11 protein-coding genes are annotated in these 16,633 nt (G+C 73.1%); 8 read left to right on the top strand and 3 right to left on the bottom strand.

Features of this window, described 5'->3' with window-relative positions; genetic code table 11:
- Positions 1-17 precede the first annotated feature (17 nt).
- The 4 genes from WMF45_RS19695 (at position 18) to WMF45_RS19710 (ending at position 6,329) form a co-directional block, all read left to right on the top strand.
- The gene (locus WMF45_RS19695) at positions 18-368 is read left to right on the top strand and encodes a BolA family protein (protein ID WP_437718419.1); all 351 of its coding nucleotides are present in this window, start codon (positions 18-20) and stop codon (positions 366-368) included.
- Between the two features lie 14 nt (positions 369-382).
- Positions 383-1,195: a metallophosphoesterase family protein gene (locus WMF45_RS19700; RefSeq protein WP_437553683.1), complete on the top strand. Its 813-nt coding sequence runs from the start codon at positions 383-385 to the stop codon at positions 1,193-1,195.
- A 159-nt stretch (positions 1,196-1,354) separates the two neighbouring features.
- Positions 1,355-3,541: a hypothetical protein gene (locus tag WMF45_RS19705; RefSeq protein WP_437718420.1), complete on the top strand. Its 2,187-nt coding sequence runs from the start codon at positions 1,355-1,357 to the stop codon at positions 3,539-3,541.
- A 19-nt stretch (positions 3,542-3,560) separates the two neighbouring features.
- Positions 3,561-6,329, top strand: a complete 2,769-nt coding sequence (locus tag WMF45_RS19710; RefSeq protein ID WP_437718421.1) for a hypothetical protein — start codon at positions 3,561-3,563, stop codon at positions 6,327-6,329.
- An 83-nt stretch (positions 6,330-6,412) separates the two neighbouring features.
- Here the strand turns inward: WMF45_RS19710 and WMF45_RS19715 are convergent, their stop codons facing one another.
- Positions 6,413-6,817, bottom strand: a complete 405-nt coding sequence (locus tag WMF45_RS19715; RefSeq protein ID WP_437718422.1) for a CBS domain-containing protein — start codon at positions 6,815-6,817, stop codon at positions 6,413-6,415.
- A 730-nt stretch (positions 6,818-7,547) separates the two neighbouring features.
- On the opposite strand from WMF45_RS19715, the gene WMF45_RS19720 reads away from it, so the two are divergent.
- From WMF45_RS19720 to WMF45_RS19735, 4 genes are all read left to right on the top strand, one after another.
- The gene (locus tag WMF45_RS19720) at positions 7,548-8,366 is read left to right on the top strand and encodes a hypothetical protein (protein WP_437718423.1); all 819 of its coding nucleotides are present in this window, start codon (positions 7,548-7,550) and stop codon (positions 8,364-8,366) included.
- Between the two features lies 1 nt (position 8,367).
- On the top strand, positions 8,368-12,546 hold the full coding sequence (locus tag WMF45_RS19725; RefSeq protein WP_437718424.1) for a serine/threonine-protein kinase: 4,179 nt from the start codon (positions 8,368-8,370) through the stop codon (positions 12,544-12,546).
- A gap of 416 nt (positions 12,547-12,962) precedes the next feature.
- Positions 12,963-13,874 carry an esterase/lipase family protein gene (locus WMF45_RS19730; protein WP_437718425.1) on the top strand — a complete coding sequence of 304 codons (912 nt, stop codon included), beginning with the start codon at positions 12,963-12,965 and terminating at the stop codon, positions 13,872-13,874.
- Positions 13,875-13,892: 18 nt separating this feature from the next.
- Positions 13,893-14,972 carry a lipase secretion chaperone gene (locus tag WMF45_RS19735; RefSeq protein ID WP_437718426.1) on the top strand — a complete coding sequence of 360 codons (1,080 nt, stop codon included), beginning with the start codon at positions 13,893-13,895 and terminating at the stop codon, positions 14,970-14,972.
- On the opposite strand, the gene WMF45_RS19740 is transcribed toward WMF45_RS19735, so the two are convergent.
- Positions 14,956-15,681: a hypothetical protein gene (locus WMF45_RS19740; protein WP_437718427.1), complete on the bottom strand. Its 726-nt coding sequence runs from the start codon at positions 15,679-15,681 to the stop codon at positions 14,956-14,958. The two genes, WMF45_RS19735 and WMF45_RS19740, sit on opposite strands and share 17 nt — an antisense overlap.
- A 387-nt stretch (positions 15,682-16,068) precedes the next feature.
- Positions 16,069-16,563, bottom strand: coding sequence for a PaaI family thioesterase (locus WMF45_RS19745; RefSeq protein WP_437718428.1), 495 nt, complete (start codon positions 16,561-16,563; stop codon positions 16,069-16,071).
- Positions 16,564-16,633: the final 70 nt, after the last annotated feature.

Raw genomic sequence — 16,633 nt, forward strand, 5'->3', positions numbered from 1 at the left:
GTAAGCTGCGCGCGACCATGACGACAGGGACGAAGCAGGAGTCGATCCACGGCAAGCTCGTTCGCGCGCTCGATCCCGTGCACATCGAGGTGGAGAACGAGAGCCGCATGCACAGCGTGCCGGTGGGCTCGGAGACCCACTTCAAGGTGCTCGTGGTGAGCGAGGCATTCCGGGGCCTGGGCCCGCTCGATCGCCATCGCCGGGTCAACGACGTGGTGCGCGAGGAGTTCCGCTCCGGGCTGCACGCGTTGACGATCCGCGCGATGACGCCGGACGAGTGGGAGCGGCAGGGGGGCGCGGACTTCCGATCTCCCCCGTGCCTGGGCGGCTCCAAGGCGGAGCCGGAGCCCGGCGCCAAGTCGGGCTGAGCGGCGAGGCGCGCATGGAGCTCGTCGTCGCCCTCGTCTCGGACCTGCACTTCGGCCCGGAAGCATCGTTCGGGGGCAAGCTGCGCAAGCTCACGGGCGAGGCGCCCGAGCTGACCCGCGCCTTCGTGAAGCGGATGAACGAGGTCACGCGGCCCGATCTCGTCGTGAACCTGGGCGACGACATCGAGGACGAGGGGCCCGAGGCCGACCGGGAGCGCTACGGCGCCTGCATGGCCGCGCTCCGCGGCCTGAAGGCCGAGCTCTTCCACGTCGCCGGCAACCACGACGTGGTCCACCTGAGCGAGGCCGAGCTGCTGTCCGCCTGGGGCAGGCCCGAGGCGACGCGGCTCCACTACTCGTTCGATCGCGGCGGCTTCCATTTCACGGTCCTCCACACGCGCGAGCGCAAGGATCACGACATCTCGCTCGGGCCAGAGCAGCTCGCCTGGCTCGGCGAGGACCTCGCGGCCTCCCCGCTGCCCAAGATCGTGCTGATGCACCACAGCGCGGCCGATCAGGATCTCCGGGGCAACCGCTGGTTCGAGGGGAGCCCGCACATCTGCCTCGTGCGCGAGCGGCGCGCGATGCGGAAGATCTTCGAGGAGCACGGCGTGCTCGCCGTCTTCAACGGCCACCTGCACTGGAACCACCTCGACGTGATCCGCGGCATCCCGTACGTGACGCTCCAGAGCCTGATCGAGAACCTCGACGACGACGCGCCGGGCCGCCCCGCCGCGGCGCACGCGGTCGTGCGGCTCGGCCCGAAGCGCATCGTGGTGGAGATCGAGGGCGCGGAGCGGGCGCGGTACCAGTTCGACCGGCGGTAGGGGGCGGAGAGCGCCGAGCGGGGAATTGAAGTCGGGAATCGGCCGGCAGATCCGCTCGATTCCAATGCCCGGTTTCGATCGTCGGTTTCGGGCGTGCGTCGGATCGGAACTCCAATTGACAGCTCATTCCGGGGCGCTCTAGCGTTAACTCCGCCCCTCATGCGTCGCAACGACTCACGCCTCCGCCCCGCTCTCCTCCTCGCGCTCGCCTTGTTCGGCGCCGATTGCGGTGACGATGCCATCTGTGCGCCAGGCGCCCTGTCCGCCTGTTTCCTCGCCGACGGGTCGCTCGGCGCGCAGCAGTGCAACGCGGAGGGCACCGCGTTCGGCGCGTGTGCCCCCGTGGCGAGCGGCTCTGGACGAGGGTGTGAGCACCTCGGCGCAGCGTGCTGCCCCGCGCTCCCCGAAGAGCTCGTCGCCGGCTGCGACGCCGCCGCGAGCCAGGCGAACGACGCCGCGTGCGACGATTTCCTCGCGAGCGCCAACGCGGTCGACCTCTGCACCGGACGGGCCGGCGAAGGCGGCGGCGCGCCGGTGGTCCCCTATGGCCCGAGCTGCGCCGGCCTGCTCGACGCGTGCTGCGCGGCGCTGCCGGCGCAGCTCAGGGAAGCGTGCCACGCGACCGGATTCCGGGGCAATGAGCAGCTGTGTCACCGGTTCCTGGAGAGCGACGCCAAGGACAACGGCTTTTGCGCCGACGTCGACCCCGCGGCCGAGAGCTGCGGTTATCTGTCGGAGCGGTGCTGTCCCTCGCTCCCCGAGGGGGCGCGCGAGCGCTGCGCCGCCCTCGCGGGGGAGTCCGACGCGGCGCGGTGCCTCGACTACCTCGGCGGCGCGGCGGACGCGGGCCGCTGTCCCAGGCTCGCCCCGGACGAGCCGTTCAGCGCGGCCCCGTGCGAGGCGCTGCTCGATACGTGCTGCGCGACGCTCGAGCCCGAGCTCGCGTACGAGTGCGATCTGGCCGCGATGTCCGGCGTCCATGCCCGCTGCGAGGCGTTCACCGGCTCGATCCGCGCGTTCGGCCTCTGCCTCGACAGCGACGGCGCGGGGGGCGGCGGCGACGACTGCGGGGACACGTCGAGCGACGTGGACAACTGCGGGTCCTGCGGCAACGTCTGCGGCGACCAGCACGCGACGCCCTCGTGCGCGGCCGGCAGGTGCTCGCTCGCGTGCGACCTCGGCCACGCCGACTGCGACGGCGAGCCGGCGAACGGCTGCGAGGCCGACGTCGAGGGCGACGCGGACAACTGCGGGGCCTGCGGCAACACCTGCAGCGCGCTCCACGCCGCCGCCACCTGCGTCGCGGGCGCCTGCGAGGTCGCGTGCGACGCGGGGTACGCCGACTGCGACGGCGACGCCTTCAACGGCTGCGAGGTCGCGCTCGCCTCGGATCCTTTCAATTGCGGCGCATGCGGCAACGACTGCGCGGGCGGCCTCTGCGACGCCGGGGAGTGCGCCCCGGGCGCCACGTCGCTCGCCTCGGGCCTCGCGGTGCCGTCGGCCCTCGCCGTCGACAGCAGCGCCCTTTACGTGGTCGGCTTCCAGCACGCCGGCGGCATCGCCGTCCGCGTCGACAAGCTCTCCGGCGGCGCGACGTGCCTCGCCAACGGCGCTCCTCCCGGGGTCGTGGGCTGCAGCGCCGACCGCTTCGAGGACATCGCCCTGCTCGGGGCCGACGCCATCGTCACCGGGTCCTCCGGCGTGCTCCGGTACCCCTTGTCGGGCGGCGCGGCGATCCCCCTCACCACCGCGATCCCCGACCCCTGGGCGGTCGTCACCGACGGCAGCGACGTCTGGTTCACCTCGCTCTCTCAGGGCGGGATCTACCGCATCGACGCCCTCACGAGCGGACAGCGCGCGCAGGAGATCACCGGCGTGTTCTCCGAGCCAGGGGGCGCGCTCGCGAGCGACGCGGAGCACCTCTACTGGTCCCGGACCGACGGCACCGTCGTGAAGCTCCGCAAGGACGGCACCGAGCGGCGCCAGATCGCGTCCGGCCAGGTGGTGGACACGACGAACCTCACGCCTCACACCCTCGCCGTCGACGCCGGACACCTCTTCTGGAGCAGCCCGAACGGGTTCGTGTTCCGGCTCGGCAAGGACGGCGCCGGCCTCACGGTGCTCGCCGACGATCAGCCGAACCCCGCCGGGATAGCCGTCGATCCAGGCGACGGCGGCGCCGTCTACTGGGCCAACCGCGTCGGCTCGATCCGCAAGGTCCCGAAGGCCGGCGGCGCCGTGACGACGCTCGCCGTCGGCCAGCTCGACGCGATCGCGATCGCCGTCGACGAGGCGTTCGTCTACTGGGCGACCCGGGCGGGTGACGTCCGCAAGATCGCGAAGTGAGCTGAAGAGCAGCCGGGAGATGCAGCGCATGCACGATCGCGTCGAGGGCAGTCCGTCGCACCGAAGCCCTGTCTCGAGCCACCTCCGGCGCGTGCCGGCGTTGCGCCTCCTCGGGACGCTCGCCGTGCTGCTCGCCGCCGGGGTGGTGGCCGGCATGGGCTGCGGCCAGGAACCGCCCCCTCCCGCCGTCGCGGCGCCGCCCCTGGGCGCGCAGGCGAACGACGACGCGTGCGCGTGCAGCGATGGCTTCTATTACAACGGCCAGGCGATCCCGATCGAGGACACCCGGTGTGACAGCTTCGTGTGCGGGCGCGACCTCATCGCCTATCACTGCGTCGACCTCGGCGCGAACGACAACTGGCGCAGCTTCCCGGGGAACAGGTGCGGTGATCTCTCCTGTCCTGGCGCAGGGACCTTCTGCGGCGCGGACGTCGTGAACGGCGAGCCCGCGGCCGTGTACCAGTGCGCGGGCGCGGGCCAGATCCCGCTCGAGTGGACGATCTGCGAGGGGGGCTGCCGCCGCGGGGCGTGCACCGACGCCGCGACGAGCGAGTGCCCGTGCGAGGTGCCGCCCGTCGCCGGCGGCGAGCATATCCCGCGCACCTGCGGGCAGCGCGTGTGTTTCCCGACCGGCGCTGGCAGCGACGGGGTGAAGATGGTGTGCACCGCGGACGGGTGGCAGAGCCTGGGGCTCTCGTGCACGCAGCGCGCGGGCACCTGCAACGCCTGCCGCGGCGTGCAGGACAGCTTCGACAACGAGGTGACCACGACCGCGTGCGGCGAGACGATCTGCGGCCTTGGCCACGGCAACCGCAGCGAATGGATCTGCGGAGAAGAGGGCTGGCTCGACCTCAATCGCCCCTGCGAGCCGGGCAAGCCGGAGGAGGAGGGCGCGGAGTTCGGCCGCTGCCCGGAGCAGTTCCAGGACAAGGACGGGAAATGGAAGTCGGTCGAGCAAGGCCAGACCTTCTGCGGTGATCAGGTCTTTCGCAGCCCCTGGAACAACGACCTGGCGCGGAGCTTTGGCGAGCCGTTGATCAAGATCAAGGGGAAGGCGACGCAGCTCTTCGCCTGCCCCGGGCCGGGCGCCCGCCCTGTGCCTTACCGGGAATGCTCCGCGCTCGGCGGCTCCGGCGCGTGCAAGCCCGTGCGGGAGCTGCCGGCCATGCACTACCACGAGGTCACCGGAACGCAGCCCGAGGACGGCGCCAGGACGATCCGCGACTGGGACCGCTGCGACGAGGCGTGCCCCACGGTCGCCGAAGCGGCGTACACGAGGGTTGGGCCGGAAGGCAACCGCTTCTGCCGCCACCTGTTCTGCGGGCAACACGGGGTCACCGGCCGCGTCGGGACCTTGTACCAGTGCGCCTACGACGATTGGGCGAACTGTCCACCGCCGGCGGAGTCCACGCGCGCCGTCGTGGGTCGCCCCGTACCGTACCAGGAGTGCTCTGAGGCGTGCCTTCCGCGCGACGCCAAGGGGCATCACGACGTGTGCGATTCCTCCGTGGACCCTCAGGAGCCGTTCGGGATCCCGGATCCGGCGCCGGAGCCGAGCCCGTCGTCGCGCTGCGACGCCATCGTCGATTACCAGGGGAACGAGGTCCCTCCGACGTCGCGGCGGCGGGGCGCGAGCGTCTGCGGCCGCGGCGGGCAGGTGTTCGAGTGCCGCGATCGGCAGCTCTACCGCCCCGACGGCTGGCACGCCACGGGGATCTCGTGCGGCACCGCGTGCGGGATCTGCGGCCCGGATCCGTACGGGGTCCAGAGCTCGTTCTGCAGATCGATCGCGGAGTTCTTCGGCAACACGTGCAGCGACATCACCGCCGACGCGGACGCGATCCTGTGCAACAACAGCGATGACGTCCTCCTGAACGACCCTGCCTACTGCGGCCACAACCCCGGCCTGCACGCCGCGGGCGATCCATGGATGCTCTACACCTGCAAGGCGTACTGCGAGCGCGAGGACGGCGCGACGACGCGCTGGGTGCCGTGCGAGGGGCGTGAAGGCGACGGCCAGAACAGGCGAGAGAGGACGCGCGTCTACCGCTTCGATCACGCGACCTACTGCCCGCTGGGGTGCAGGATCAACGAGAGGGTGAACGACGCGTGCATCGCGCCCACGGGGAACCTCCAGTTCCCGTTCCCCGACCACAAGATGATCCAGAACATAGGCCACAAGCCGGACTGGAATGAGGGCCGGCACCTCGGCGAGGACATCGGCAAGGCGAGCGGCCGGACGGAGGGCACCTACGTCTTCCCGATCGCCCCTGGAAAGCTCCTCCGGGCGGGCATCAACTGCTCGCAGTACCTGGGCATCGCGCTCGTCGAGCACCGCTTCGTGGAGAACGGCGAGGAGAAGCGGTTCTGCTCCTTCTACGGGCACCTCGACGTGGATGAGCTGGCGATGACCCTCGTGGGACAGGACATCGGCACCGACACGCCGCTCGGGAAGATCGCCTATTGGGACGACATCCCGAGACAACACAACCTCCATTGCGAGAACAAGTGGACGGAGTGCCCGGCAGAGGACAGCTTCCCCTGCAATGCGGGCAATTCGCACCTGCACTACGCGGTGCTCTCCCACGCCGAGTGCGCGCGCTTCGACGACGGTGGCGGCGCGCCGCCGGGGTACGACGAGTGCAACACCGCGTCGGCGGTCGGGTACCTCGACACGGAGACGCGGATCGAGTCCTACACCGCGCTCGACGGGACATGCACGATCCCCATCTCGAGCCCCGACGGCTACATCTCCCCGGAGTGGTTCGTGACCTCTCGTCTACATTGATCCCCCGCCCGCGCCAGCGTCGAGCCCCCGGCGGGGAGGCGTCCTCGGCTTGACCGGCGCCTCGCGCGGGCGGGCGCGCGACGTCAGGCGGTGCTCGGCGGGAGCGGCATCACGCATTCCACGAAATAACGCAGGATGTCCTGCGGGGTGATGATCCCGACGAGGCGCCCCTCGCGCACCACCGGCAGATGGTGGATCCGGTTCGCGCGCAGCAGGGTCATCACCTCGTCCGTGGGCATGAACTCGTCCACGCAGATGGGCGGGGTGCTCATCACGTCCGCAGCCGTCATGCCCGCGTACTCCTTGCGCAGGAGCACGCCCAGGAGATCCGTCTCGCTGACGAACCCGACGATGTGGTGCCCCCCATCGATGACCGGCGCGCCGCTCAGGTGATGGTTGGCGAACAGCTGCAACATGTCGGCGACCGGCGTGCCCTGCTCCAAAGCGATAACGCGCTCGGTCATCAGATTGCGCGCATGGCCCTTCATGGTCCGGGCATGTAATGATCAACACGCAGCGACGTCAAGGGCGCCGACGCACCGCGCCGAGCAGCCCGTCCAGCCGCCGTCCTTCCGCAACGCCCCCGCCGACGCCCTCGGTCGCGCGACCGCTGCGGACGGCCGAGGGGCGATCGCACCGGCCGGCTCGGCCGACCTCGGCGCCCCCTGCCGGCCGCCGCGGCGGCCAGCGGGCACGCCGGGGGAGCTCAGGGAGTCGACGGCGGGGCCCGGGAGGCGCAGGCCCAGGCCGTCGTCCGCTCGGATGGATCGAGCCCGCCGAGCGCCTCTCCGGGCGCCTCCCGGCGAGGAGGTTGGCTGTCAGCGACAGGCCATCGTGTCGCCACCATCGCACTTCGACCGCACCCCATCGCTCCTCCGTCCCCGGTGCCAGCATCGCTGTCCATGATGCCTTGGACAGAGCAGGAGTTTCGCGCCGACAGCGTCGACAGAGCGATCGCCCCGCGACACAAAAAAAGAGATCATTGCGTGCGCGTCGGTCTTTGCCCGGCGGGGTATCAGTGACATCTTTCCATTTGTCTCTGAAGCGGAGATGGCCCCATCGGCCGCTCCGACTCGTGGGCTTCTTCGCGGCTCGTGCATCTGAACAAGATCACGCACCGGTGTTCGATGCGCGCACCCCGTGGCCCGCGCCTCGGCGCCGGTCGTTTCGGGAGCTCGTGGGCCGTGCGCTCATGGGCATCCCAGGGGGGCGTTATCCATGGAGCATTCGCCGAAGCTAGCTGCACTCCTCCTGGCCATCGCGGCGCTCTTCGCGAGCGCGTGCGCGGTGGCGCTCGATCCGGACGAGGACGCCGGGGACGCCGCGTCCCAGGCCGCCCAGACGGCGAACGCGCTGACCTCGAACGCGCTGACGTCGAACGCGTTGACGTCGAACGCGCTGACCTCGAAGGCGCTCACGTCGAACGCGCTCAGGGCCGAGGCGCTCTCGGGCAACCCGCGCACGGCCGACGCGCTCCGCGACCCGGCCGCGCGCACCTTGCTGAAGTACGTCGCGGGCTGCGCGCTGCCCGCGGGTGAAGGCTTCACCGTCGCCGTGGACGACGACGAGTTCTCCTTTCCAGGGGAGCTCGGCCTCGCGGCGAGCTGGGGCGAGGAGGGCGGCGCCTGCGACGAAGCGTGCCGGTCCTGGGTCAGCGGCTGCGTCCTCGCCCGCGTCAATTACCTCGGGCACAGGGTGAACATCTCCGTCCGCGGAGATCGCGAGGAGCTCCAGGCCGGCAAGGTCGAGCGCGCGGCCTACCCGACGCGCGAGGCCACCTACTACGGCGACATCTTCGCGCCGCTGCCTCGCTACAACGCGTGCCTCCCCCCCGAGGCCTCGTCGCTCGCGCGCGCCTGCGGGCCCTCGCCCGAGACGTGCGCCATCAAGGTCGCCGGCTCGTGCGACAGCCTGTGCGACGAGCCGAACAGCGACGGAAGCTTCCCGAACTGCCGCGGCAAGGTCCGCAACAGCTCGGGCAAGCTCATCGTCGAGAAGACGCCGAACCCCGGCTCGGTCACCGTGTTCCTGCGCTGACGTGGGCCACGCGGAGATCATCGCGGGGCGCTTCGTCGTCGAGGGCGAGGCCGCCTCCGGGGGGATGGGCACCGTCTACAAGGCGTACGACCGCCTCGGCGGCGCGGCGGTCGCCCTCAAGATCGTCCGGCTGAGGAACGAGATCCAGATCGAGCGGTTCGAGCGGGAGGCCGCCCTCCTCGCCGCGCTCGTCCACCCGGGCATCGTGCGCTACGTCGCGCACGGCAGCACCCCGGAAGGCGATCGCTACCTCGCCATGGAGTGGCTCGACGGCGAGGACCTCGCCGCGCGCCTCGCGCGCGCCGTCCTGCCGGCGAGCGAGGGGCTCCTGCTCGTGCGCCGGGCCGCGGACGCCCTCGCGTTCGCGCACGCGCGCGGCATCGTCCACCGCGACATCAAGCCGAGCAACCTCTTCCTCCCGGGCGGGGACGCCGGGCGCGTCAAGCTCGTCGACTTCGGCATCGCGCGGCCCAGCAGCGACGCGGGGCGCGTCACCGTCACCGGAGGCGTCCTCGGCACGCCGGGGTACATGGCCCCGGAGCAGGTCGAGGCGCACAGCGTGCCCGACCCGCGCGGCGACGTGTTCTCCCTCGGGTGCGTCCTCTTCGAGTGCCTCGCCGGCCAGCCCGCCTTCGCGGGCGCGAGCCCCATGGCCGCGCTCAGCAGGGTGCTGCTGATGAGCCCGCCCCGCCTCCGCGACGTGCGCGCGGACGCGCCGGCGCCGCTCGACGAGCTCGTCGCGCGCATGCTCTCCAGGCAGCCCGGCGACCGCCCGCGCGACGGCACCGAGGTCGCGGCCGAGCTCGACCGGATCGCCGCGATGCGGGGCGGGTGGACCGCGCCGCCCGACGCGCCGACGCTCGCGGGCGGCGCGGCGCCCGACGCGCCGGCCCACGGCCTCGGCCCGCGCGACCGCGCCGCCCTCACGCTGGGCGAGCAGCGCGTCGTGAGCCTCGTCTTCCTCGGCGAGCCCGGCCACGGCGCAGCCCGGGCGCCGCAGCCCGCCCCGCAGGCCCAGGAGGCCCCCGGCGAGCCGCCGCCCGCCTCGCCCAGGTCGCAGCCGCCCGCGTCGCGCAGGTCGCAGCCGCCCGCGTCGCGCAGGTCGCAGCTGCCGCCCGGATCGAGCAGGCTACAGCCGTCCACGTCGAGCGCGCGGGCCGCGGAGATCCGCTCGCTCATCGAGCTCCACGGCGGCAGGCTCACGCAGCTCGTCCCGGGCGTGGAGATCGTCATGATGTCCGGCCCCGGCAGCGCCGTGGATCGCGCCGAGCGCGCCGCCCAGTGCGCGCTCGCCCTCCGCACCGAGCTCCCGGCCGCACCGCTCTGCGTCATCACGGGGCGGGGCGTCTTCTCCGCGGGCCTCGCCGAGGGCGACGTGATCGACCGCGGCCTCGCCGAGCTCCGCGCGGCGCTCGATCAGCTTGAGCAGCGTGAGGTGCGCGCGGTGCGCATCGACGGCGCGACCGCCGACATGCTCGGCCCGCGCTTCATCGTCGCGCACGCCGCGCCCTCGGCGCCGGGCGGGCCGCTCTTCCTTTACGGCGAGCGCGCCGTGGACGAGATCGCCCCCGCCTTGCTCGGGAAGCGCACCCCGTGCGTCGGCCGCGCCCGCGAGCTCTCGATGCTCCACGGCGTGCTCGCCGGCTGCATCTCCGAGTCGCTCGCGAGCGCGGTGCTCGTCCTCGGGCCGCCCGGCGCCGGCAAGTCCCGGCTCCGCCTGGAGCTGTTCGCCGCCCTGCGGCAGCGGGACGAGCCGATCGAGATCCTCTGGGGCCGCGCCGACTCGGGCTCTCCCGGCTCGCCGTTCGGGATGATCGCGGACGTGCTCTGCCGGGCCGCCGGCCTCCGCGCGCGCGACCCGGCGTGGGCGCGGCAGCGCAAGCTGAAGCAGCGGCTCGGGCGTCACCTGGGCGGCCCGGCGCTCGATCGCGCGGCTGCGTTCCTCGGCGAGATCAGCGGCGCGCCGTCGCCGGAGCACGCCCGCATGGTGCGGGCGGCGCGCCAGAGCGCCACCGGCATGAGCGACGGCGTGGGGGCCGCGTGGGAGGACTGGCTCGCCGCCGAGTGCGCCGCGCGCCCCGTGCTGCTCGCGCTCGAGGACCTCCACTGGGGCGACGCCGCCACCGTGCGCCTGCTCGACGCGACGCTGCGGAACCTCCGCGAGCTCCCGCTCATCCTGCTCGCGCTCGCGCGCCCGGACGTCCACCGGCTGTTCCCGAGCCTGTGGGCCGAGCGCGAGGTGCAGACGATCAAGCTCGGCCCGCTGCCGCGCCGCGCGAGCGCGGAGCTCGTGCGCGCCGCGCTCGGCGAGCCCGTGCCCGAGGGCGTTGTCGCGCGCCTCGTCGAGCGCGCCGGCGGCAACCCGTTCTACCTGGAAGAGCTCATCCGCGCGGTCGCGAGCGGCAAGGAGGAGCTCCTGCCCGACTCGGTGCTCGGCACGGTGGAGGCGCGGCTCGACGCCGAGGGCAACGAGGGCAAGCGCGTGCTCCGGGCGGCGAGCATCTTCGGCGATCGCTTCTCGAAGCGCGGCGTCGCGGCGCTGCTCGGCGGCGAGGAGCGCCTCGCCGACGTGGAGGCCTGGCTGACGGCGCTCGCCGACCGCGAGCTCGTCGCGCCGGCCTCGGCGTCGGCGGGCCTCGCCGACGCCGCCGACTACGTCTTCCGCCACACGCTCGTCCGCGAGGCCGCGTACGCGATGCTGACCGAGCGCGACCGCGCCCTCGGCCACCGGCTCGCGGGCGCCTGGCTCGAGCGGAGCGCCTCCGCCGATCCGCGGGGCGTGGCCGAGCACTTCCGCCGCGGCGGAGAGCCGGGCCGCGCGGTGCGCTGGTACCGCCGCGCGGCCGAGCAGTCGCTCGAGGCGAACGACCTGCGCGCCGCGATCGAGCGCGCCGCGTGCGGCGAGGCCTGCGGCGCCGAGGGCGAGGATCTCGGCGCGCTCCGCCTGGTCGCGGCCGAGGTCAACGTCTGGACGGGCGACCTCGCGGCGGCCGAGGAGCTGGGCGCGTCCGCGGCCGAGCTGCTCCCCGCCGGGTGCGCCGGATGGTTCCGGGCGGTCACCCAGATCGCCGCCGCGGCCGGGAAGCTCGGCGCGGTCGACCGGGTTGCGCGGTGGGCCGCCGTCGCCGAGGGGATGTCCGCGGCGCCGCCCTCCTTCGCGTCCTCGGCGCCTCCCACGTTCGCGTCCGCGGCGCCGGCGTCCGCCGCCTCCGCGGCGCTGTCCTCCGGCGCCGCCGCGCTGCGCCGCGCCCGGATCGCGTGCTTCTGCGAGTGCGGCGCGCAGCTCGTCTTCGGCGGCCGCTACGCCGAGGCCGACGCGCTGCTCGCGCGCATCGACGAGGACCTCCGCGCGCATCCGCCGCCGGACGCCGAGCTCGTCGCGATGGCGCAGCAGCTCCGCGCGATCCGCGCCTCGGCCGGCGGCGATCCCGAGGCGTGCCTCGAGGGCCTGGAGGCGGCGCTCGCGGCCTTCGAGCAGGCAGGGGACAGGCGCAGCGCGTGCGTGATCGGCGCGAACCTCGGCTTCATCTACGCCGAGCTCGGCGAGCTCGCGGCGGCCGAGTCCGTCCTGCGCGCCGCCCTGGAGGCCGCCGACCGGATGGGGCTGCGCGAGCTCGAGACGGTCGCGCTGCACAACCTCGGCCACGCGCTCGGGCTGCTCGGCAAGCTCGACGAGGCGCAGCTCGTCGAGCGGCGCGCGGTGGAGGCGTTCCAGCAGCGGGGCGACCTCCGCATGGAGGGCGTGGCGCGGACCTACCTCGCGAAGATCGCGCTCCTCTCCGGCGACGCCGCGACCGCCGAGCGGGAGGCGCGCGCGGCCGAGGCGGCGCTGCACGTGGCCCCCCGGCTGCGCGCGGCCGCCGTGGCGGTGCGCGCGCGGGCGCTGCTCGCCGCGGGCGACGTCGCGGCGGCGCTCGGCGCGGCGCGGGCTGCGTTCGGCGAGCTCGCGGCGCTCGGATCCCTGGAAGAAGGCGAGTCGCTCGTGCGGCTCGCGTACGCCGAGGCGCTCGCGGCGTCCGGCGCCCACGGCGAGGCCTCCGCGGTGCTCTCGGAGGCCAGGGAGCTCCTGCTCGCGCGGGCGCGGCGGATCGCGGACCCGCGGCGGCGCGAGCGGTTCCTGACGGCGGTGCCCGAGAACGCGCGCATCGTGCGCGGCGCGCGCGGTGCGACGGCGACCTAGCCGCCCCGAGGGCCCGCGCCCTCCGCCTCGCCCGTCCGCGTGCCCCCGGCCCTCGCCGCGACATGGGCGGCGCTGCGCTCCCGCGCTGATGGCCTGTCGCGCCGCCTGGACCGACGTGACCCGTGAAGGGGAGGACACCGGCCTTCCGATTGTCCAGGATACGCGAGGTGCTTGTCGCGCTGAGAGCCTGTGAGTTCTGCTTGATTCGAATTAAACAAATACTCTATCAGAGGTGACAGGTGATCAGACGAGCTCATTCCTCCAGCATGCGCGCTGCACGACCCACCGCCGTCACATCCGCTCGAAATCAGAGAGTCGAGAGAAAACGATGGGCCGGGCGCCGGACGTGGATTGACGCATTGCGGTGCACGGCGGGAGCTGTCGTGGTGCTGCTCTCGCCAGGATGCGTCGCGTCGATGGACGAGCCGGCGGACGTGGAGCGCGGCGAGGTCGGCGAGGCCGCGCTGGCGATGAAGAGCTATGCGCAGACGCGGTATCCGATCGTGCTCTGTCACGGGATGGCCGGCTTCAAGGCGATGTTCGGGGTGATCGACTACTTCGGCGGGATCGCGTCGGCGCTGCGCTCCGGCGGAGCGGAGGTGTATGCCACCGAGGTGCCCCAGTTCGACAGCACCGAGGCGCGGGGGGAGGCGCTGCTCGCGCAGGTCGAGGATATCGTCGCGCGCACCGGGAGCGGGAAGGTCAACCTGGTCGGGCACAGCCATGGCGGGCTCGACGCCCGGTATGTCGCCGCGGTGCGGCCGGATCTCATTGCCTCGGTGACCACCATCGGGTCTCCGCATCAGGGGGCCGAGCTCGCCAGTTTCCTCCAGGAGAACCTGCGGGAGGGCGGGTTCGCGGAGGGGGCGCTGTCGCTCCTGGCCAACGGCCTCGGCGCGGTGCTCAGCCTGCTCAGCGGGCACACGGCGCCTCAGGACGCGATCGCCGCCGTCAGATCGCTGTCCGCCGCCGGGATGCGCGAGTTCAACGCGCGTTACCCCGCCGGGCTGCCCGACGGCCGGTGCGGGCAGGGCCCCGCCGAGGAGGGCGGCGTGCGCTTCTTCTCGTGGTCGGGGACAGCGGTCGTCACGAGCCTCATCGATCCGACGGACCTGACGCTCAAGCTCATCTCCACGCTGTATTCGGAGTCGAACGACGGGATGGTGGGCAGGTGCAGCTCCCATTTCGGGGAGGTGGTCCGCGACGACTATGCGATGAACCACCTCGACGAGGTCAATCAGATCTTCGGGTTTATCAACCTGTCTGGCCCGAACCCGAAGTCCGTGTTCCGGTCGCACGCGAGCCGGCTGAAGGCCGTCGGCCTCTGACCTCCTGGAGGGCTCTTCGTGGCGCGTCGTGGCAGGACCGCTCTCTTCGTGGCCATGGCGCTCGTCGCGACGGTCGGCGTGGGGCGCCTCCTCTCGGGGGAGCGGACACGGCCGGCGGCGCCCTCGGGCCGATCGAACGGGGCCGCGCGCGCCGCCCGGAAGGAAACGCTGCCCGCGCTGTCGGTTGCGCCGGCCCCCACGCGCGTCCGGCAGGCGCTGTCGGTCTCGAGGCCCCCTGCGGCGCCGCGCCCGCCGGCGAGCGCCGCGCCACCCTCGCTCCGCGGCACCGACGTCGACGGCGCGGTGACCACCGACGAGCGCGGCGATCTGGTCGTCGGCCCGGAGCTGCTCGGGCTGTTCGACTACTTCCTGAGCGCCACCGGCGAGGAGCCGGCGCCGGCGATCCGGGCCCGCGTCGTCGCGGCGATCCGGGAGCGGGCGACGGGGCGCGCGGCGGAGCAGGCGATCGCGCTGTTCGACCGGTACCTCGGCTACCGTGAGGCGGCCGGCGCGGCGCGCGTCGAGCAGGAGGCCGATCCGGCGGCGCGCCTCGCCGCGCTGCGCGCGATCCGGCGCGCATGGTTCGGCGAGGCGGCCGCGGCGCGGCTGTTCGGCGACGAGGAGCGGGAGATCGAGGCGGCGATCGAGGAGTCCCGCATCCTCGCGGACGAGGCCCTCTCGCCGGAGGAGCGCGACGCGCGGATCGCGGACGTCGAGGCGGCGCTCCCGGAGGCCGTCCGCGAGGCGCGCGAGGCGGCGACGCGCCCGCTCGTGCAGCAGGCCGAGGAGCAGGCGCTCCGGGACGCGGGCGCGTCGGACGAGGCGCTGCGCGCACACCGGGTCGCCACCGTGGGCCCCGAGGCCGCGGACCGGCTCGCGGAGCTCGATCGGCGGCGCGCGGCGTGGCAGCAGCGCCTCGACGCGTTCGCCGGCGCGCGCGCGGACATCGAGGCGACGGTGGCCGATCCCGACGCGCGGCGCGCCGAGGAGGAGGCGCTGCTCGAGGGCTCGTTCACGCCCGAGGAGCGGCTGCGCGTGCGGGCGATCCTCAACCTCGCGCCTCCCGCTGTGACGGGAGCGCCTACAGCGATCCGCTGATCGAGAGCCCGAGCCCGCCGGGGGTGACGATCGGGGCCGCGCCCACCTGGAGGACCTGGCCGCGCTGCAGCGGCACGCGCACCTGCGGGGGCATGGCGATGCCGCCGAGCAGCATCCCCAGGCCGACGGCTTGCCCGGCGCCGAGGAGGGAGAGGCCGACCGCGCTGGCCGCCGTCGGCCGCCCCGTGCCGAGGTGGATCCACGGACCCGCGAGAGGGATGAGCAGCGAGGCGGGGTTGGCCGAGGTGCGTTCGTAGCGCCGGAGGATGAAGCAGGCGCCCTGGGAGCACTGCGGTACCAGCCGGATCCGCACCTCCGGCTGCGCGAGGGAGAGCGCGGCGCCGCGGACGGCCGACGCGACCCAGAAGCCGCCCAGGGTCGACGCGCCCGCGATGATCCAGCGCGCCCTCCGCGGGTTCGCGACGTAGGTGGCGGTCGCGACCCGCTGCGGGGCGCGCTGCGTGATGGTCGCGGTCTGCTGCGGGGCGCGCTGCGTGATGGTCGCGGCCCGCTGCGGCGGCCCCGCACGACCCTGCGCCGGGGCCTGAGGCGAGGTGGCCTGAGGCGAGACGGCCTGCGTCGCGTCGCCGGCGGAAGCGCTGGAGATGCCGAGACAGAGGCCGATCCCGAGAAGCCCGGCGAGCCCCTGGACGACGCCTTTCCCCCTTGTTGACCTACCGCTGGTTCTCCCTGTCTTCGAAGTCCACATGCGCCCCTCCCGGTGCCATCGACGCACCTGCGCTGGAGAGAGCAAGCCACGGGCCTCCTCCGGGAGATGCCTTTCGCCCCCGTCGATCGAGCGCCCGGGATCCGGGGCAGGGAGGTGCAGTGAGCACAGAGGGCAAGGAGAGCACAGCGATCCTCTGCGATCGCCTCGGAGTCCTCGGCGCCGCTGCGATTCCCCTTCATGGAGGGGACATGCCGAGTCCCGCGTCCCGGGAAGACGCCGCAGACGAGGAGCGTCCGACACGGCCAGGCCCGGGATCCGCGGCGCTCTCGAATTTTTCGGAGATATTCACAGGGAGGCGAGGAGACGGGGAGTACAATCCCAACAATCTCCCCGTCTCCCTGTTCAGCGAGCCGGCGCGGGCGGCGCTCACCGCAGGATCAGGCACGTCGTTGTGGCGTGGGCGTAGAGGGTGCCGTCGGCGTCGCGCAGCGTCCCGTCGGCGGTGGCGTGGCGCTTGCCGAGGTGGACGACCCGGCCCTCGGCGATGAGCTCGGGCCCGCCGGCGCGCGGAGCCTTCACGAAGCTGACCTGGAGCGAGACGGTCGAGTAGCCCACCCCCGCCTCCAGGGACGCGTGCACGGCGCAGGCCATCGCGGAGTCGAGCATCGTGCTCAGGTAGCCGCCGTGGACCATCGCGATCGGATTCTGGTGCTGCTCACCGGGAGATCCGGTGATGACGACCCGGCCGGCCTCCACCGCCGTGACCCGCAGCCCGAGGAAGCTCGCGATCGGCGCCATCGGCAGCTCGCCGTTCATCATGGCCGTGAGGTAGGCGAGGCCGGACATCGATCTCACCTTCTCCACCGCCGGCGCAGGATCTTGCCACGTCACCACCAGCTGTCGTTCCTGATTCGTCGTCATGATTCCCTCTCTCCCTGTTCCTGAATCTGACGTTTGTAACGTCTGTGACGTCCGTGACATCGGCGCGAGC

The sequence above is a fragment of the Sorangium sp. So ce448 genome (assembly GCF_051520915.1).
GTDB lineage: Bacteria > Myxococcota_A > Polyangia > Polyangiales > Polyangiaceae > Sorangium > Sorangium cellulosum_B.